Genomic DNA, 18,449 nt, shown 5'->3' on the forward strand with positions numbered 1-18,449 from the left:
CTTTCCGCACGGGACGGACGGGAGGCGGACGTGGCCGAGACGACGGTGGCCGAGCTGGTGGCCGAGCTGGCCGCGCTCGAGGACCCCCGGATCCGCGAGGTGAACGAGAAGCACGGCGACGACCACGGCGTGCACCTCGGCAAGCTGCGTGCCATCGCGAAACGCCTGAAGACACAGCAGGAACTCGCCCGTGAGCTCTGGGACACCGGTGACTCCTCGGCACGCCTGCTCGCGCTCCTGATCTGCCGGCCGAAGGCGTTCCCGCGCGACGAGCTCGACGCCATGCTGCGCGCGGCCCGCACCCCGAAGGTGCACGACTGGCTCGTCAACTACGTCGTGAAGAAGAGCCCGCACGCCGAGGACCTGCGCCTGGCGTGGCTCGCCGACCCCGACCCGGTGGTCGCGAGCGCGGGCTGGGCGCTGACCACCGAACGCGTGACGAAGAACCCCGACGGCCTCGACCTCGCCGGCCTGCTCGACGTCATCGAGGCCGAGATGAAGGACGCCCCGGACCGCCTGCAGTGGGCGATGAACCACTGCCTGGCCCAGATCGGCATCGACCACGCCGAGCACCGCGCCCGCGCCATCGACATCGGGGAGCGCCTCGAGGTCCTCAAGGACTACCCGACGCCGCCGAACTGCACGTCGCCGTTCGCGCCGACGTGGATCGGCGAGATGGTCCGCCGCAGGCTCGTGCCGAGCTCCTAGAGCGGCGCGACCCAGTACTGGGCGAGGTCCATCCAGCCGTTCGCCGCGGCGCCGTTGAACCGGCCCGCGCTCTGGGTGGACAGGGTGTACCAGGAGTCCACGTAGTCCGGGTCGTCGGTCCACCACGACGCCGGGATCGCCTCGAGGATGGCGTTCACCAGCGGCACGTACGCGCCACCGTCCACAATGGTCAGCAGGGCGTTCACCAGCGCGGTCGCCAGCGCCTGGTAGTTGGTGTCGCCGTCGTCCTCCATCATCACGAAGTCGGCCAGGTTGTACTTGTACGCCGAGAAGTGGACGATCAGCTGGTTCGGGTAGTACGTGGTGCCGTCGTGGTCGAGGTACGGCATGGTCACCGTGTCGACCTTGACCTTGCCGTCCAAGCCGAAACCGCCGGTGATGCCGAAGATCTCGGCCCCGCCCTTGATCCACGGCTCCTTGTCGTCGCTCAGCCGCACGGCACGGACCTGGGTCGCCCAGTAGCCGGACGTCGCGGCGACCTGGGGCGCCGCCATGCCGTGCCGCGCCAGGGTTTCCTCGATGACCTCGAGGCCGAGCGGCAGCGCCTTCTCGGTGTCGACGTCGACCACGAACACCGGGCGGCTCGGCACGCGCCGCGCGTCGAGGACGACCTTCTTCCCCGCCGCGTCGTAGGCGGTGACCGTCGTGCCGAGGTCGTCGGTCCACGCGGCGGCGACCAGTGGGCGTTCGCCGCGGCTCAGGGCGGCCCGCATGCCGGGGTCGGCGAGGCGCAGCCGCAGCAGTGACGGTCCGTCGGCGGGCAGGCCCTTCGCCGCCAGCACGGCACGGTCGGCCTGCCGGATCGCCTCGCCCAGCGACGAACCGCGGGGCACGGCGGCCAGGGTGACCGCGCCGTCCGACGCGTCGGCGGCCAGCGCGCCCGTCGCCAGCGCGGGGGCGAGCCGTTGCGCGAGGTGGTCGGTGATCGCCGCGACCGTGGCCGGTGCGCGTCCGGGCTCGGCCTGTGCCGGGACGGCCACCGCCGCACCGGCGATCGCCGACGCCGCGAACGTCACCGCGACGGCGCGAAAGACACGTGGGTACACCGGGCCCTCCCTCGATCGACCACCGAAACCGATACACATTAGGGCGGCATGTCACGTCGTCTGTCAATCACCGACAGCGACCACCCGTGCACATTGCGCCCTTGGGCGGCGGTGCGTACGGCCGATCGCCGTCGGCGCCGGGGATCCATACGATGGCGAACCATGAAGGAGCGGCTCCTCGCGGAGCTCGACGCCCGCATCGCGCGGCACGTGCGGGGCGACTCAGCGGGTGTGCTCGACGCACACGCGCTCGGCATCGTCAAGGAACTCACCGAACTGGGCGAACCGGACGCGGGCAGCCTCACCCGGGTCGCGGCGCTGCACCTGTGCCGGTACGAGGCGCTGCCGCGCGAGCACGCCGACACGGACCTGCGGATGGCGCACGCCATCTACACCACGCTGCACCGGGTCGACCCTCGGCTGGTGCCGCCGGGGGTGCGCGAGCTCTTCGGGCTGGCCGCGCCGGCGGAACAGGGGGTGGCGCTGCTGCGCGAGTACGAGCGGACCGGCGCGCCCGAGCACCTCGAACGCGCGATCTCGCTCTTCCGGCAGGAGGTGGTGGAACAGCGGGCCGACAGCGCGTTCCACCTCGCGGTGGCACTGCTGCACCGGTTCGAACGCACCGGCCGGCACGCCGACCGAGACGAGGCCGTCGCACTCGGGCGCGCGGCCCTGGCCGCCACCCCGGCCGACCACCCGGACCGCGCCGAACGGCAGACGTGGCTGCACCGGGCGACCGCGCACGACCACTGACCCAAAGTCCTCTATGGACACCATCTGACCACCGAAGCACGCGAGTCCCCCGCCCGGCCCCCGCGAGTCTCCCGTTGAGGACGCGCGAGTCTCCCGTTCGGACCCCGCGAGTCGACCGTTCGCGAATCCCATCGGATGGCCCGAACCGCCAACTCGGCGGATCCCAACGGGAGACTCGCGCGTTCCCAACGGGAGACTCGCGCGTCCTCAACGGGAGACTCGCGCGTCCTCAACGGGAGACTCGCGCGTTCCCAACGGGAGACTCGCGCGTTCCCAACGGGAGACTCGCGGGTTCTCAACGGGGGACTCGCGAGGGTGGGGGATGGATCGGGCAAAAGGGGTAGTGGGTAGGCCATGCGGTGCATTGACGGTTTGTCAATTTCGGCCATTCTCAGAGGAGCGAAAATCTCGCACCTCTAGGAGGCGTACATGCCCCGACTCTCCCTCCCGAGACGCAGGCACCGGCTGAGAGGCCGGGCCAGACCGTGGCTCGCCATCGCGACCGCGGTCGGCCTGTTCGCCGCGCTCGCCCCCGCCCACCAGGCAGAACCCCGCATCCCCGCCCCCATCGCCCCCGAACTCGCCGCCGAGGTCGCGGCCGCGCCGGACGGTGCACCCGTCCAGGCGCTCATGGTGCTCCCGAACGCGGCCGACCTGTCCGGCGACCGGGCCGAGGTCCTCGCCACCCTCCGCGACCACGCCGCCGAGACCCAGGCCGACGTCGTGACCGCGCTCGGGGACTCGGCCACCGTGGTGAACCGCTTCTGGCTCACCAACATGCTGCTGGTCGAGTTCCCCGCCGACACCGCCACCCTCACGTCACTGGCCGCCGTGCCCGGTGTGGACCGGCTCATCCCGAACTTCGCCGTCACCGCGCCCGACCCGGTCCCCGGCACGGCCGACGTCTCCCCCGCCGCCGAGCTGACCTGGGGCCTGCAGAAGATCGAGGCCGCGCGCGTCTGGCAGGAGCTGGGTGTGGACGGCAGCGGCGTCCGCGTCGCCACCCTCGACACCGGTGTGGACATCAGCCACCCCGACCTCGCGGGCAAGATGGTCACCGACGACGCGAGCGACCCCAGCCACCCCGGCGGCTGGATGGAGTTCGACGCGTCGGGCAACCTCGTCGCGTCCAACCCGCACGACTCGGCCTACCACGGCACGCACGTCTCCGGCACGATCCACGGCGGCGCCACCTCCGGCACCGCGATCGGCGTCGCCCCGGGCGCGGAGATGATGCACGGCCTGGTGATCCCCGCCGGCAGCGGCTCCTTCGCCCAGGTCGCCGCGGGCATGCAGTGGGCCGTCGCACCGACCGACGCCGACGGCAACCCCGCGGGACGGCCCGCCGACGTGGTCAGCATGTCGTTGGGCGGCAACGGTTTCCACGAGGAGATGATCCAGCCGACGCGGGCCATCCGCGCCCTGGGCTCGTTCCCCGCCTTCGCGATCGGCAACAACTGCGGCACGCTCGGCACGGCCAGCCCCGGCAACGTGTTCGAGTCCGTCGCCGTCGGCGCCACCGACAGCGGCGACAACGTCGCGTCGTTCTCCTGCGGCGGCGTGGTGCGCAAGGACCAGTGGACCGGCGCGCCCGCCGACTGGCCGGCCAGCTGGGTGAAGCCGGACATCTCCGCCCCGGGTGTCGACGTGTACTCGGCGTCGCCGGGTGGCGGCTACCGGACCCTGTCCGGCACGTCCATGGCGACCCCGCACACCTCGGGCACCGTCGCGCTGATGCTGTCAGCCGCGGGGCGCCTGCCCGTGTCCGAGGTGCTCGACGTGCTCGCCGACACCGGGTTCTGGGACGACCGCTACTCCGACGCGCCGCCGGACACCCGGTTCGGCCGCGGCCGGATCAACGCCTACGAGGCGGTGCGGTTCGTCGCGCTCGACTCCGGCATCGACGGCACCGTCACCAACGCCGCGACCGGCGCGCCGGTCGCCGGTGCGACCGTCACGGTCACGCCGGGCGGCCGCGCGCTGACCACCGGCGCGGACGGCACGTTCACCACCAGGCTGGAGCCGGGCGACTACACCGTCACCACGTCGGCGTTCGGCTACGCGGAATCCACAGTGGACACCACGGTCGCGCCGGACTCCTTCGCCACCGTGGCCGTCGGGCTCACCGCGCTGCCGAACGGGCGGATCACCGGCAAGGCGGTGCTCGACGCGTCCGGCGCCGGGCTGCCCGGGGTCACGGTGAAGGTGCTCGACGTGCCCGCCGCCCTGACCGGCACGACCGGCGCCGACGGCACGTACACGATCGACGGCGTGCCCGAGGGCACCTACCGGGTCGCGGCCACGCACCCGACGTTCCGGGCGCCCGCCGAGGTCGAGGTGACCGTCGCGGCCGGACAGTCCGCCACCGCCGACTTCACGTTCGGGGTGCCGCCGCGCACGGTCGCGATCGTGGACAGCGCCGCGTCCCGGGCCGCCGAGTACCGGGACGTCGTGTTCGCCCCGCGCGGCATCGACACCGCCATCTACACGTGGGACCAGCTCGACCAGGCGGCCCGGCACTCGACCGTGGTGCTCGGGTACGGCACGCTGACGTCGAACTACAACGCGGCGCGGTTCCAGGCCTTCCTGGACGCCACGGACGCGTCCGGCGCGGGCGTGATCTTCACCGACCACGCGTACACCACCGGCAACGGCATCCGGCAGCTGTCCCGCCACACCGGACAGCCCGCGGCGACCGGCTCCAACACCGGCGGCAGCACGTCGGCGGAGTCGTTCTACGAGGTCACCGTGGCGCACCCGCTGCTCGCGGGGTACGCGGTCGGCGACCGGATCCCGATCGACACCAGCACCAACGCCAAGTGGGCCGCGTGGTTCACCGGGTACGAGGGCGAGGGCCGCCAGACCATCGCGGGCTTCGGCCGCACGGCGGACGGCGTGCTCGGTGGCGGCATCGGCGTCGACCAGCGGGCGAACAACCGGCACGTGCTGCTGTCGCTGCACGGCGTGTCGGCCACCCGCGGTCCGGCCGACTGGACGCCGGAGGCGACCGAGCTGTTCATGAACTCGATCGCGTGGGCCTCGCCCGCACCCGACCCGGACCAGCCGTACTACGCGCTGTCCGACCTGCGCGTGTCGCCCGGCGTGGTGAAGGCGAGCGAGAACGTCACGGTCTCGGTGCAGGTGAAGAACGTCGGCAGGTCGGCGGGCACCTACAACGCGGAGCTGAAGGTCGGTGGCGCGGTCGAGGCGACGACACCGGTGCAGCTGTCGGCCGGTCAGTCGAAGACCGTCACGTGGACGGTCGATCCCGACCGGCTCGGCACGTTCGCCGTCCAGGTGCAGTACCTGACCGGCTCGTTCCGGGTGCGCGCACCACGCGTCGAGCTGGTGGCGTCCACAGTGGACGCACCGGGCGCCGCGGCGGTCGGTGCGCTCGCGGGCGCCACGGTGGAACTGATCGTGCATGGCCAGGTCCGTCCACTCGGGACCACGGACGCGGCGGGCAAGCTGTCGTTCGAGATCCCGGACCCGGTCGGCCGGTACACCCTCGTGGTGCGCAAGCCGACGCCGGAAGGCGGCGGTGACGCGTACCTGCTGCACCGCGAGATCACCGTGATCGACGACGAGACCATCGCCTTCGCGCCACGCGTGCTCGCGGGCGGGACGGTCGCGGCGGCTGGTGTCGGCGACGACTTCGCGGTGCGGGCCACCATCGACCTGGACGCCGCCGACGCGCGGCACACCGGCTCGGTGTTCCTGCGCCCGGCGGGCACGGCGCCGCACGGCTACCGCTACGAACCGGGCACGCTGGTGGCGACGCTGGACCGGTACGAGGCGGTCACCGTGCACTCGGTGCGGCACCTCGAACAGGACTGGTTCCTGCCGAGCACCGTGGTCGGCGGGCTCGACTGGATCGACCCGTACGACGTGTCGTTCTCCTTCGGCGGCCCGGCGAAGGTCACCGTCGGCGACGTCGTCGCGGGCGAGGACGGCACGGCCACCGTGGACTGGTCGGTGACCGACGCCCACGGCCTGCCGTTCGCGACCGTGATGGCCTCGGACGTGCGGCCGTTCCTGACGCTGCCCGAGCGGACCCCGCTCGAGGACGTCGAGGGCCTGGTGCGCGCGGCGGCGCCGAACGAGCTGAAGCCGGTGCTGCGGCTGTTCGCGCCGGACGGCACGCCGGTGCGGGCGGGGTCGGTCGGCTGGCACGCGCGTCCGTTCACGTTCACGCTGGCGCCGGAGACCCCGGACGGGGCGTACCGGCTGGCGCTGGACGTGGACACCGGCGGCTACTCGGGCAGGCTGACCGGCGAGGCTGGGCTGCGGGTCGGCCCCGAACCGGTGGCGAAGGTGTCCGTGACGGACACGCGCGGCACGTTCGTCCCGGGTGTGCACACCCAGTTCGACGTGCGCGCGGACAACACCGGCACGGCGGACGCCGGGCCGATGGCGTGGACGGTGCGGATCGCCGCCGACCACGCGCTGGCGCCGAAGGACGTGGTCCTGCGGCTGCGGGTGGGTGACACGTGGCAACGCGTGACGCTCACCCGGGACGGCGACGCGCTCACCGGCACGGTCGTGGCCGACGCGTCGGTCGCCGCGGGCGCGGCACGCACGTGGCGGATGTCGCTGCTGCTGCGCACGGCGGGCACCTACACGGTCACCGACACGTTCGCGGGCGGCGGGATCTCCGTCGCCAACGCGGACGAGCTGGTGGTGGCCGAACCGGCAGGCGTCCGGTAGGCACGTGGCGCCCGGTCCCGCGGCGCGGGACCGGGCGCCACGCGGCGGTCAGTCCGGGGGTTCGACCGCCTCGCCCTCCTGCGCGGCCCGCTCCGGGGTCTCGGCGGGTTCCTCGTCCGCCACCCCCGTGCCGGGGGCCTGGTCGGGAGCACCGCGCCCGGGGTCGGCGGCCGCGACCTCGTCGCGCGGGTCCTCGTGCGGCTCGAACGGTGTCGTCGTCATGCTGCCGCGATACCCGCGCCGGCCCGGGCCAAACCGCGCCGAGGTGGTAACGGATCACCTCCGGAGTGCTACTACAGGACATGACGTCCGCTCTCGACGACGCCGACCGAGCACTGCGCCACCTGGACGGTGCGGCGGCGCTGTCGGGTTACGCCGCCGCGCTGACCGCCGGTCCGGACCCGGACGGCCGCGCTCGCGCGGGCAGCGTCCGCGCACTGTGGCTGCTGCGCCGCTGGACCGATGCCCGGCAGCTGCTCGCCGCACTGCCGGACAGCGTCCACACGTGGCTGGCCCGCGGGGTCGTCGCGCTGGGGCAGCCCGACTACGCGGCCTGGCTGGCCGTCGACCGCGGGTCCGCGCTCCGGGACGACGACGCGGCGCTGGCCGCGTTCACGGCGGCGCTCGAGCACGAGCCGGACAACCCCGAAGCGGCCGCGGGCTACGCCACCGCGCTGCGCATGTCGGGGCAGCCGGCGCAGGCTCACGAGTACCTGCGACAGCTGCCCCGCACGACGCTGAACACCGCCCCGGTGCGGGTGGAACTCGCGATGTGCGCCGCGGAACTGGACGACGACGAGACCGCGGCCGACCACGCCGACCAGGCGCTCGCCCTCGAACCCGACCACGTCCACGCCCACCTCGTCCGGCTGGAGCTGGCGCGGCGGAGCAGGCAGGACGTCGACGAGCTGGTCAAGGACGCGGCCGGCCTCGCCGAGCGGTACCCGGTGCCGGACACTCAGATCATGCTCGGCCGGGTGCTGCTCAAGGCCGGTAGACGGAGTGGCGCACTCGACGCTTTCTCCCGCGTGACCCAACGAGCACCGCACCCCAGTGCCGTCCACGGGATCGTCACCGTGGTGCCGTCGGCGGTCGGCCTGCTCGCCAAAGCCCGGTACGAGGAGCCGGAGAGCCCGCTGCTGCGGCGCGCGGCCGCCCAGCGGACCACCGACGACGACAGCACACCCGAACAGCGGCTGGCCGCGTGGCGCACGGTCCTCGACGCCGACCCGCGGGATCTCGGCGCGCGCCTCGCCACCGCCGAGGCGCTGGCCGCACTGGACCGGACCGGCGAGGCCAGGGCGGTGGTCGACCGGCTCCGCGCCGAGCTGCCCGGCAACACGAGGGTGGTCGAGGCGTGGGTGGGTCTCGAGACGCCGTGGCGCATGCCCGACGTCAGCCCGACCCGGATCGAGCGGCCGTGGGACACCCGCCGCGACGACCGCAAGACCGTGCTGGCGGAGCTGGTCGCCGAGGTCGTGTCGAACCTGCGGCTCTCCCCGGAGGTCGCCGGCAGGCTCGAAGGACGGCTGGAGGTGGACAGCGGGCACGTGTTCCGCCAGGCCGCCGACGACGAGCAGGCCTACCTGGCGGCACGCGACGACTACCTGGCCGCCGTCGCGCGTGCGCACCGGCACACCCTTCTCGTGGTGACCGGGCAGGCACTGGTGTGGGCCGGTGGCGCCGTCGTCGCCATCGCGTTCGGGCAGTTCTGGTGGCTGCTGCTCGCGCTTGCCGACCTGCCCGCCCTCGTGGGCATCGGCGTGCCGGCCGTCCTCGGGGCCGTCGCGCTCGGCTACTTCTCGTTCGGCCTGCGCTGGCGGGTGCGGAACGCCACCGACAGGGCCGTCTCCGACGGGGTGCACGTCACCGCCCTGGCGGGCCTGATCTGGCAGGGCGTCGTGTGGCTCGGCGCGGGCTGGGGCATCGCCGCCGGCTTCGCCACCTTCGTGGGGGCCATGGCCGTCGAGCTGCTCGGGCTCAAGGTGCAGTCCGTCTTCGGCGAGCCGCTGCCCAGGCGGCCGCAGGAAGCCTTCGACCGGTGGCTCGAAAGCCTGTACGGGCGCGGGCTGCTGCCCGCCGCGGCCGAGGCGAGCAGCCAGGACTCGGCGTCGAGCGTGGTCCTGCCCGCCCACTGCCGGATCGTGTCGGAGACGGTGACCGCGCTGGACACCCCGGCGACGCGCGAGCTGCGGCGGCTGCTGCGGCAGCGCAGCCGCGGCAGTTTCGCGCTCGCCGGCCCGCGCGGCGCGGGCAAGTCGACGCTGATGGAACGCTGGTGCGCCGGGCATTTCCTGCGCGCGGACAGCGAACGCCTGCCCGGCCGCCGGAATCTCGCGGTGAAGGTGGACGCGCCGGTCGGCTACCAGTCGCAGGAGTTCCTGCACCACCTGTTCGGGCAGGTGTGCGAGGCGGTGGAGCGGCACCTGGGCCCGCCGTCGAAACTCGCCCAGCGGACCCGCCGGTTCGTGCGCGGGCGCGCGCACGCCCCTGTCGACCCGGCCGAGCTGGTCGCGGCGCACCTGCGGCGGCGGGCGGCGCGGGAGCGGGAGAACATCCGCTACATCCGCAGCCGGACCACCGAGGGTGAGATGTCCGTGGGTGTGCCGGTGGTGGGCGCGAAGGGGAAGGTGGCGGTGCAGCGCAGCGACGTGCCGCTGAACCACCCCGAGCTGGTCGGCCGGTTCCGGGACTTCCTGCGGGAGGCGGCGGAGTACGTCGGCGGCCACGACGGGAAGGTGCTGATCGGGATCGACGAGCTGGACCGGATCAGCAACGGCGACGACGCGCAGCGGTTCATCAACGAGCTGAAGGCCGTGTTCAACGTGCCGAACTGCTACTTCCTCGTGTCGGTGTCCGAGGACGCGCTCGCCGACTTCGAGCTGGCCGCCATGGGCATGCGGACCGTGTTCGACAGCGCGTTCGACACGATCGTCCGGGTCGACTACCTGGAGTTCGCGCAGGCCAGGATCCTGCTGAACCGGCGGGTCATCGACCTGCCGGAGCAGTTCGCCGCGCTCGCCTACGTGCTCTCCGGCGGGCTGGCGCGGGAACTCGCGCGGCTGGCGGAGGAGATCGGCGACGACCGCTCCACCGACGACCGCGACCTGGCGTCGATGACCGCGCACCTGGTGCGGCGCCAGCTGAGCCGCACCACCAGGGCCGCCGCCGACCGGCTCAGCCGGTCCGACGACCGGCACGCGGGCGCGGTGCTCATCCCGGTCCTCGACGAGCACCCGCGCGGCGCGGTCACCGCCGACGAGCTGGCCGCGTACGCCACCCGCGTCGAGGAGACCGGCCGCACCGACGACGAGCCCGCCCTGGTCGCGGCGATCCGGCTGGACGTGGCCGTCATGGGGCGTTTCCTCGCGATGCTGCTGCGGATCTTCGACAACGACCTGACCGAGGAGCGGATGGCCATCGGCAGGACGCGGGGCCTCGGCGACTTCGAGACGTTCGCGCGGGTCCGCCGGTACCTCGGCGCCAACCCCTACGGCGCGCTGGAGCTGCTGAACGCGTGCGCGAAGGTGTGGCGGACGTGACCGGAGCATTCCGGATGTCCTCTGTGGAACCGATCGGTGGCCGGGCCCCTCCAACACGCACCGATTCACCTTTCATGGAGGGGGCAGGCCGTGGACGTGCCTTACGACCACATCGAGGACTTCGCCGACGGCGCGACCGCGGACGACGAGCTGACGGTGGAGATCGACGGCGAGGAGTACGTCGTCGAGGAGAACGTCGACTTCGACGGTGACGGCGCCAACGACACCGCGGTCGTCGCCACCGAGGACGGTGGCGCGATCGCGTTCGCCGACACCGACGGCGACGGCGTGGCCGACGTGGCCGTGGAGTACGACGCGAACGGCGACATCGTGGTGGGCGCCGAGTACGACGAGACCAGCGGCGAGTGGCACGAGGAGGACCCCGAGTACCTCCCCACCCCGGCCGGCGACGGCGCGGACGGCGACGGCTCCGGTGCCGGCTCGGAGGACGAGGGCACCCCGGTCGCGGAGCACACCGGCTACGAGGCGGGCGAGGACGACATGACCGTCGACGTGCCCGGCGAGGACGTGAACGCGGGCCCGGCCACCTACGACACGGACGGCGACGGCGAGAACGACACCGCGGTGGTCAACGACGCCGACGGCACCACCTACGTGTTCACCGACACCGACGGCGACGGCCAGGCCGACGAGGCGGCGGTCGTCACCCCCGACGGCGACGTCACCATCGCCACCCACACGGGCGAGGACGAGTGGACCGTCATCGACGAGGGCCACCTCAACCCAGACGGCAGCTACGAGTCCGACCAGCAGCCGGTCGCACAGGGCTGACCCGCGGGGCCTCGCGGATCTGCTGCCGAGTCAGCGCCCGAAGCGGTCGAGACGTCCCGGCGTCCCGGCGTCCCGGCGGACCGCGAGGTCCGCCGGGTCCGGGTGTACCCGGGCGCGGTGGTCACGGGTGCCCGGGACGAGCCGCCCCGACGACGATCACGTGCCCGCGCACCCGGACGCGTCAGCCGTTCCGCACGCCGTGCTGTGGGGTGTCCTGGTCGTCCGGGGTGACGCTGAGGCTGCCGAGCAGCGCCAGCGCGGCGCCGGACGGGGTCTCCGGGTCGGCGTGGTAGATCACGAGGAGCTGCCCGTCCGTGTCGGCCAGCGGCAGCTTCCGCAGGCGCAACGTCAGCGCACCGACCTGCGGGTGCTCGAGCCGGGTGACGCCGCCCGCGAGCGGGCGCACGTCGTGCCGTGCCCAGAGCCTGCGGAACTCCTCGCTGGCCAGGGACAGCTCGCCGACCAGCCGCACGGCCCTCGGGTCGTCGATCCGCGCGCCGACCGAGGCGCGGAACGACGCGACGATGGTCGTCGCCGCCCGTTCCCAGTCGGCGTGCAGCGCGCGTTCCCGGTCGTCGAGGAACACCGCCCGCAGCCGGTTGGCGCCGACGGTGACCGCCGGGAACAGCGCGGACGCGAGCGGGTTGGCGGCCAGCACGTCGAACGTGCGGTTCTCCACGAACGCGGGCAGCGACAGGGCGCGGAGCAGTTCCAGGATCCCGTCCGGCACGCGTTCCCCGGCGGGACGCCTGCGCACGGGCCTGGCGGCCACGAGGCTCATGAGGTGGTCGGTGGAGGTCTCGTCGAGCTGGAGGACGCGGGCCAGCGCCTGCAGCACCGCGGGCGACGGGTTCCGGTCGCGGCCCTGCTCGAGCCGGAGGTAGTAGTCGGCGCTCACGCCCGCCAGCGCGGCGACCTCCTCGCGCCGCAGTCCCGGCGTGCGCCGGGTGCCGGTGACCGGCAGCCCGAGGGTCGCCGGGTCGACCTGCTCGCGGCGCGCACGCAGGTACGCGCCCAGTGCTCCGGGATCAGCCACGGCACCGATGGTAGGGCGGGCGGGCACGGCCTGCCTGGTCCCGCGAGTCCCATGCTCGAGGGGGTGGTCCCACCGCAGGCGGCGACAGTGGACCATCGGGGGCATGGAAACTCTGCCCGGCGGCACCTACCAGGTCGCCGACCTCACGTTCACCCGCGTCGGCTACGGCGCGATGCAGCTGGCAGGCAAGGGCGTCTTCGGCCCGCCCCGTGACCACGACGAGGCCGTCGCCGTGCTGCGCGCCGCCGTCGACGCGGGCATCCGGCACATCGACACGGCCGACTTCTACGGCCCGCACGTCACCAACCAGCTGATCCGCGAGGCACTCGCCCCCTACCCGGACGACCTCGTCATCGTCACGAAGGTCGGCGCGGTCCGCGACGACGTGGGCGGCTGGGTCCACGCCCGCGAGCCGGAGCAGCTGCGCGCCCAGGTGCACGACAACCTCACCAACCTCGGCGTCGACGCGCTCGACGTGGTGAACCTGCGGTGGGGTGGCGGCGCGGACGGCCACTCCCCCGTGCCCGGCTCGCTCGCCGAGTCGTTCGGCGCCCTCGCCGAGATGCGGCAGGAAGGGCTGATCCGGCACCTCGGCGTCAGCACCGTGGACGCGGAGCAGATCGCGGAAGCGCGGGCGATCGCGCCGATCGTGACCGTCCAGAACTGGTACAACGTGGCGAAGCGCCGCGACGACGCACTGGTCGCGGACCTGCACGAGCAGGGCATCTCCTACGTGCCGTACTGGCCACTCGGCGGGTTCACCCCACTGCAGGCGAGCGAGCTGGACGAGGTCGCCACCCGGCTGGGGACGACACCGATGGCCGTGGCACTGGCCTGGCTGCTGCAGCGGTCACCGAACGTGCTGCTGATCCCCGGCACGTCGTCGCTGCGGCACCTGCGCGACAACATCGCCGCCGCAGAACTCGTCCTCCCCGACGAGGAGCTGGCCGTCCTGGACGGCATCGCCGCGGACGCCTGATCACCACACGCAGACGGGAACCTCACGCCGGGCGCGCAGCGCCCGGCACCCGCGAAGCGGGCGAGGCCCCACCACCCCTGAGGGGTGCCTGCCATCCCGTCGACCTGGCGAAGCCCGATCACACCGGGTCAAGGGGGCCCGAAGCACGACGCGCCCACATGCCCAAATCCCCGGGCCCCCTTGACGCGGTGTGATAGCCCTCCGGGAGGTCGATGGGATGGCAGGCACCACCACGGACACCAGTCCTTGCCAACCCAACCCCGTGCCCAACCCCCGCCATCCCGGAGACCAGCCCGTCCGGCGAGGACCCCCCGGAGGGAAAACCCAGGCAAGGCCAACCCGACCAGCCCAGGAAACTGTGACGGACCCGGCGAGCGCCTGGCGGAGGCCCTGCCCGCCGCGGAACTCCCCTCCCCACGACCGACCTGGCCGAGAACGAGCGCCACACACAGACCCGCCACCCGACCCGCCCTCACGGCGACCGCATCCCCAACCAGCCGCAGCAGAACACCAACGCCCCGACAAACCCCTCCCACCCCGAAACTCACCCCCACCACAACCGACCCCGCCGAGAACAAACCCCACACACAGACCCCGCCACCCGACCCGCCCTCACGACGACCGCATCCCCAACCAGCCGCAGCAGAACACCAACACCCCGACAAACCCCTCCCACCCCGAAACTCACCCCCACCACAACCGACCCCGCCGAGAACAAACCCCACACACAGACCCCGCCACCCGACCCGCCCTCACGGCAACCGCATCCCCAACCAGCCGCAGCAGAACACCAACACCCCGACAAACCCCTCCCACCCCGAAACTCACCCCCACCACAACCGACCCCGCCGAGAACAAACCCCACACACAGAGACCACCACCCCGACCCGCCTTCACGACGACCGCATCCGCGGCTAGCCGCGGCGGAAGTCCAGCAGGCAGCGGCCGTCGCTGATGTCGGTCACGTGCTCGAGGACCAGTCCGTGCGGTGCGGCGAGGTCGCGGAACTCCTCGACCCGCCGTTCCCGGCCGCCGAAGATCGCGAGCATCGCGAGGTCGAACTCGGTGCCCGCCCGCCGTCCCCCGACCGGCTCGACCACGAGCACCCGGCCCGCCGGGGCCGCGGCCTCGACGCAGCGGGCCAGGACGCGGTGCGCGTGCTCGTCGTCCCAGTCGTGGAGGATGTCGCACAGCAGGTAGGCGTCCGCGCCCGCGGGCAGGGGGTCGAAGAAGCTCCCGGCGGTCACCTCGGCGGGCACGCCGCGTGCCAGGAAGAGATCCCTCGCCGCGGCCGCGGTGGCCTCGAGTTCGACGAGGTGGCCGCGCAGCCCCGGATGCGCGGCCAGGATCGCGGCGAGCAGCGTGCCGTTGCCGCCACCGACGTCGACGACGGTGGTGAACCGGCCCCAGTCGTACCCGGCGACGAGCTGCGGCACCTCGGTGCGCAACCGGTCGGTCATCTGCCGGTCGAACGACGCGCGCAGGTGCGGGTGCGCGGTGCGGTCGGCCCAGAAGTCCTGCCCGAAGCGGCGCGTGTACCCGGCCTCGCCGGTGGTGACGCTGTGCAGCAGCTCGACGAACGCCATCTCGGCGCGGCCGCCCGCCATGTCCAGGTGCAGGAGGTTGGTCAGCCCGTTGTCCGCGTCGCGGCAGAGGGTGGCGCCGAACGTCGTCGTCCGGTGGCCCGCCTCGGTCCGCTCGACGACCCCGAGCGTTTCGAGGTGGCCCAGGAGCACCCCGAGCGCCGTCGGCGGCACGTCCAGTTCGGCCGCCACCTGCTCGGGAGTGGCGGGGCCGGTCCGCAGCCGGTCGGGCAACCCCAGCGTCACGGCGACCCGCAGCGCCATCGGGGTGGCCAGCCCCGCCATGGCCCGGATCGCGGCCACGTCGTCGTGCTCACTCACGGGCACCGACGTTGGCATGCCTGTCAAGCGACATCACGCCCCGGAGCGCGAGCACGGCGGGCACGGCGAACGCGGCGCCGCCCGCCACGTCGGTGACGTAGTGGTAGCCGAGCCCGACCATCCCCAGCGCGACGCACACCAGGAGCACCGGGCCCCCGACCGCGACGACCGCCCGCACCCGCGGCCCGAACAGCACGAACACCACGACGAGCACCGCGACCATGCTGACCGTGTGACCGCTCGGGTAGACGAGGACGTCGTTCTTCCACCGGTCGAACGCCGGCTTCAGCACCCACGTGTTCACGACGACGGCGACGACCGGGGCGAGGACGGCGAACACCGCGTCCCGCGGCCGCCCCGCGCGCAGGCACCACGCCGCGAGCAGCACCACCACCGGCCCGACCACGTACGGCTCCGTCGGGAACACCAGCGCCACCAGCACCCAGTGCGGCCAGCCGTCGACCGCGGACCGCGCGACCTCGTCGGCCCCGCTGGGCACGCGGTCGCCGGCGAACAGGAGCCCGAGCACGAGGGCGAGGAGCGCACACCCGACGGCGACGACCACCGGCTGCCGGACACGCATGGGCAAACACTAGGCGGCCGAGTGCGCCAGCCAGTGGTCGACCAGGCCGCGGTCACCCGTGACGGTGACGGTGTCCGGCGGCCGCCTGCGGCTGACCACCAGCAGCAGGTCCGCGACCGGACCGCTCAGCGTCGCGTCCGCCTGCCCGTCCGCGCGGGTCCAGCGCACGCCGTCGGGCGCGCGGGTGACCAGCCAGCCGGGACCGGTGTCCGGGCGGAACCCGAGGGTCTGGCCGGTGCCGCGCAGTGCGCCGAACCCGGGCCGGACCGTCGTCGCCACCGGATCGGACAGCAGCTCCAGCCACTCGCTGATCGCGTCCGCGGCGTGGTCGGGGGCCACGGTGAACGGGGTGCCGGTCGCGAGCGCCGCGTCCGCGTGGTGGACGGTGGTGTCGTGGAGCATGCGGCGCAGCCAGAACGCCGCGGGCCGCGTCCCCGCGAACGTCCACACCGGACGATCCGGCGCGGAGAGCACCGCGGCGGCGAGGTCCTCGGCGCCCGCCAGCAGCCAGCCCGCCCACCCCGCCGGGTCGCCGGGGTCGGCGTCGAACGGGTCGGGCACCGGGGCGGGGCCGGACCGGACGATGCCCGCCGCCCAGCGGTGTTCCTGGCCGATGTGCCCGACGAGCACCCGCAGGGGCCAGTCCGGGCACGTCGGCACGACGGCGTCCGGGTCGGCGCCGGTCACCGCCTTCGCGAAACCGGCGGTGTGTTCGTGCAGTCCCTCGGCAAGGCGTGCGACATCCATGGCCGTACCGTAGGAACTCCACCCGGCTGGAGGTTCCACCGATCGTGACCGGCGGCACACTCGGCATCGGCGAGCTGGCGCGGCGGACCGGCCTGCCCGTGCGCACGATCCGCTTCTACTGCGACGAAGGGCTCCTCACGCCCGCCCGCAGCACGGGTGGGCACCGCCGGTTCGACGTGACCGCGGTCGAGCGGCTCGGCACGGTCCGCAGGCTGCGCGGGCTCGGTCTCGGCCTGCGCGCGATCGCCGACGTCCTCGACGGCCGCCGCTCCCTCGCCGACGCCGTGGCCGCCGAGCGGCACGCGCTCGACCGTGAGGTGGCGACGCTGGCGTGGCGTCGTGCCGTGCTCCGCGCGGTCGAGGAGGCGCCGCCTGCCGCACGCGCGGACCGGCTGGCACTGCTGTCCGCCGTCGCGGACGGGTGCTCCGCACACGACACGCTCGTCCGGCTGTGGCGCCCCATGACCACCGCACCGCTCCCGCCTGCCACGGTCGCGATGTTCCTCGACGTCAGCGCGCCCCGGCCGCCGGAACTGCCGACCCCGGCGCAGGTCGTCGCGTACGCGGAGCTGGTGCTGCTGGCCGCGGACCGGGTGCTCGCCGACCGGATGCGGGCCAGCATGCTCGTCGACCACGAGCGCGTCGCCGACCTCGGGGAGCTGCACGCGGCGGTCGGCGCGGCGTGCGCGCTGGCGTCCCCCGAGGTGGTCGCCGGGGCGCCGCCGGGACCGGGCCGCTCGCTCGACCGGTTCGTCGCGGCACACGCGGCCGCGGCCGGCACCGCGGACAGCCCCGAGTTCCGGCGCGCGCTGAACCGGCGGGCCGCCGCCGACCGGCACCCGGCGCTGCGGCGCTACTGGCGGCTGGCGGGCGAGGTCACCGGCGGGCCCGCGCCGGTCGGCGTCACGCACACGTGGCTGCTCGACGCGTTGCACCGCGCGGTCAGCTGATCGCCCGCGCCAGCCCGTCGAGGATCAGGTCGAGGCCGTACTCGAACTCGGCGCCGTAGTCGTACCCGGGTTTCAGCACGTGCTCGACGGCCAGCTCGGTCAGGTGCGGGTACTCCCCGGCGGCGAAGCGCGCCATGATCGCCTGCGCGGTCTTCGACGCGGACTCCGGCGAGTCGAACGGCAGGCTCGTCTCCTGGAGCGCGAAGCCGTGGATGTAGCTGTCCATCACGGAGTAGGCGTGCGCGGCCATCTCGATCGAGAAGCCCGCGCCACGCAGCAGCCCGAGCATGGCGTCGTGGTGTTTCAGGGTCGCCGGGCCCGGCGCGGTCCGCGACTCCATGAGCGCGGTCGCCCACCGGTGGCGCGACAGGACCGCGCGGGCCGAGAGCGCGCGCCGCCGCGCGGCGGTCCGCCAGTCGGGGCCGTCGGGCAGCTCGATCTCGGCGAACACGCGGTCGACCATGCCGTCGAGCAGGTCGACCTTGTTGGCGACGTGGTTGTACAGCGACATCGCCTCGACGCCCAGCTCGACCCCGAGCTTGCGCATGGTGAGCGACTCGATCCCGTTGGCGTCGGCGAGCGCCACGGCGGCTCGCAGCACCTGGTCGCGGTTCAGCCGGCCCCGTGCGTCGTTCATCCGCCAATCCTCGTGCACCTTGACGCCACTTACAACGTAAGTGT

14 protein-coding genes are annotated in these 18,449 nt (G+C 73.5%); 7 read left to right on the forward strand and 7 right to left on the reverse strand.

Annotated features, from left to right (window positions below; translation table 11 throughout):
* The first annotated feature begins 30 nt into the window (after nt 1-30).
* On the forward strand, nt 31-708 hold the full coding sequence (locus ACYQ77_RS17035) for a DNA alkylation repair protein (RefSeq protein WP_459712340.1): 678 nt from the start codon (nt 31-33) through the stop codon (nt 706-708).
* Here ACYQ77_RS17035 and ACYQ77_RS17040 read toward each other — a convergent pair.
* On the reverse strand, nt 705-1,775 hold the full coding sequence (locus ACYQ77_RS17040) for a DUF3103 family protein (protein ID WP_459712342.1): 1,071 nt from the start codon (nt 1,773-1,775) through the stop codon (nt 705-707). The two genes, ACYQ77_RS17035 and ACYQ77_RS17040, sit on opposite strands and share 4 nt — an antisense overlap.
* A gap of 162 nt (nt 1,776-1,937) precedes the next feature.
* On the opposite strand from ACYQ77_RS17040, the gene ACYQ77_RS17045 reads away from it, so the two are divergent.
* Together ACYQ77_RS17045 and ACYQ77_RS17050 are read left to right on the forward strand one after the other, a co-directional pair.
* A complete protein-coding gene (locus ACYQ77_RS17045; RefSeq protein ID WP_459712344.1) occupies nt 1,938-2,528 on the forward strand; it encodes a hypothetical protein in 591 nt (196 codons plus the stop codon).
* Between the two features lie 429 nt (nt 2,529-2,957).
* Nucleotides 2,958-7,235 carry a S8 family serine peptidase gene (locus tag ACYQ77_RS17050; protein ID WP_459712345.1) on the forward strand — a complete coding sequence of 1,426 codons (4,278 nt, stop codon included), beginning with the start codon at nt 2,958-2,960 and terminating at the stop codon, nt 7,233-7,235.
* 48 nt (nt 7,236-7,283) lie between these two features.
* On the opposite strand, the gene ACYQ77_RS17055 is transcribed toward ACYQ77_RS17050, so the two are convergent.
* Nucleotides 7,284-7,457, reverse strand: a complete 174-nt coding sequence (locus tag ACYQ77_RS17055; RefSeq protein WP_459712348.1) for a hypothetical protein — start codon at nt 7,455-7,457, stop codon at nt 7,284-7,286.
* Between the two features lie 80 nt (nt 7,458-7,537).
* On the opposite strand from ACYQ77_RS17055, the gene ACYQ77_RS17060 reads away from it, so the two are divergent.
* Both ACYQ77_RS17060 and ACYQ77_RS17065 read left to right on the forward strand, forming a co-directional pair.
* On the forward strand, nt 7,538-10,777 hold the full coding sequence (locus ACYQ77_RS17060) for a tetratricopeptide repeat protein (RefSeq protein WP_459712350.1): 3,240 nt from the start codon (nt 7,538-7,540) through the stop codon (nt 10,775-10,777).
* Between the two features lie 90 nt (nt 10,778-10,867).
* Entirely contained in the window at nt 10,868-11,569 is a 702-nt protein-coding gene (locus tag ACYQ77_RS17065) for a DUF6802 family protein (protein WP_459712351.1), read from the forward strand.
* 181 nt (nt 11,570-11,750) lie between these two features.
* Here ACYQ77_RS17065 and ACYQ77_RS17070 read toward each other — a convergent pair whose 3' ends face one another.
* Entirely contained in the window at nt 11,751-12,605 is an 855-nt protein-coding gene (locus tag ACYQ77_RS17070) for a helix-turn-helix domain-containing protein (protein WP_459712353.1), read from the reverse strand.
* A 103-nt stretch (nt 12,606-12,708) separates the two neighbouring features.
* On the opposite strand from ACYQ77_RS17070, the gene ACYQ77_RS17075 reads away from it, so the two are divergent.
* Entirely contained in the window at nt 12,709-13,584 is an 876-nt protein-coding gene (locus ACYQ77_RS17075; protein WP_459712355.1) for an oxidoreductase, read from the forward strand.
* A 914-nt stretch (nt 13,585-14,498) separates the two neighbouring features.
* On the opposite strand, the gene ACYQ77_RS17080 is transcribed toward ACYQ77_RS17075, so the two are convergent.
* Genes ACYQ77_RS17080 through ACYQ77_RS17090 form a run of 3 tightly spaced genes read right to left on the reverse strand, consistent with a single transcriptional unit; the run spans nt 14,499 to nt 16,818 of the window.
* Nucleotides 14,499-15,488, reverse strand: a complete 990-nt coding sequence (locus ACYQ77_RS17080; protein WP_459712356.1) for a methyltransferase — start codon at nt 15,486-15,488, stop codon at nt 14,499-14,501.
* Complete coding sequence (locus ACYQ77_RS17085) at nt 15,481-16,071, reverse strand: phosphatase PAP2 family protein (RefSeq protein ID WP_459712358.1); 591 nt, start codon at nt 16,069-16,071, stop codon at nt 15,481-15,483. Before ACYQ77_RS17085 ends, ACYQ77_RS17080 begins: the two co-directional genes overlap by 8 nt.
* Nucleotides 16,072-16,080: 9 nt before the next feature.
* A complete protein-coding gene (locus ACYQ77_RS17090; RefSeq protein WP_459712360.1) occupies nt 16,081-16,818 on the reverse strand; it encodes a maleylpyruvate isomerase family mycothiol-dependent enzyme in 738 nt (245 codons plus the stop codon).
* 44 nt (nt 16,819-16,862) lie between these two features.
* Here ACYQ77_RS17090 and ACYQ77_RS17095 point away from each other — a divergent pair, with 44 nt between their 5' ends.
* On the forward strand, nt 16,863-17,768 hold the full coding sequence (locus ACYQ77_RS17095) for a MerR family transcriptional regulator (RefSeq protein ID WP_459712362.1): 906 nt from the start codon (nt 16,863-16,865) through the stop codon (nt 17,766-17,768).
* Here ACYQ77_RS17095 and ACYQ77_RS17100 read toward each other — a convergent pair.
* Nucleotides 17,761-18,405, reverse strand: coding sequence for a TetR/AcrR family transcriptional regulator C-terminal domain-containing protein (locus ACYQ77_RS17100; protein WP_459712364.1), 645 nt, complete (start codon nt 18,403-18,405; stop codon nt 17,761-17,763). The two genes, ACYQ77_RS17095 and ACYQ77_RS17100, sit on opposite strands and share 8 nt — an antisense overlap.
* Nucleotides 18,406-18,449 lie beyond the last annotated feature (44 nt).

The organism is Actinophytocola sp. KF-1 (assembly GCF_054661535.1).

Coding starts and splice junctions, on each gene's coding strand:
- ACYQ77_RS17060 (WP_459712350.1), top strand. CDS start 7,538: ATGACGTCCGCTCTCGACGACGCCGACCGAGCACTGCGCCACCTGGAC.
- ACYQ77_RS17100 (WP_459712364.1), bottom strand. CDS start 18,405: ATGAACGACGCACGGGGCCGGCTGAACCGCGACCAGGTGCTGCGAGCC.
- ACYQ77_RS17090 (WP_459712360.1), bottom strand. CDS start 16,818: ATGGATGTCGCACGCCTTGCCGAGGGACTGCACGAACACACCGCCGGT.
- ACYQ77_RS17085 (WP_459712358.1), bottom strand. CDS start 16,071: ATGCGTGTCCGGCAGCCGGTGGTCGTCGCCGTCGGGTGTGCGCTCCTC.
- ACYQ77_RS17050 (WP_459712345.1), top strand. CDS start 2,958: ATGCCCCGACTCTCCCTCCCGAGACGCAGGCACCGGCTGAGAGGCCGG.
- ACYQ77_RS17055 (WP_459712348.1), bottom strand. CDS start 7,457: ATGACGACGACACCGTTCGAGCCGCACGAGGACCCGCGCGACGAGGTC.
- ACYQ77_RS17045 (WP_459712344.1), top strand. CDS start 1,938: ATGAAGGAGCGGCTCCTCGCGGAGCTCGACGCCCGCATCGCGCGGCAC.
- ACYQ77_RS17075 (WP_459712355.1), top strand. CDS start 12,709: ATGGAAACTCTGCCCGGCGGCACCTACCAGGTCGCCGACCTCACGTTC.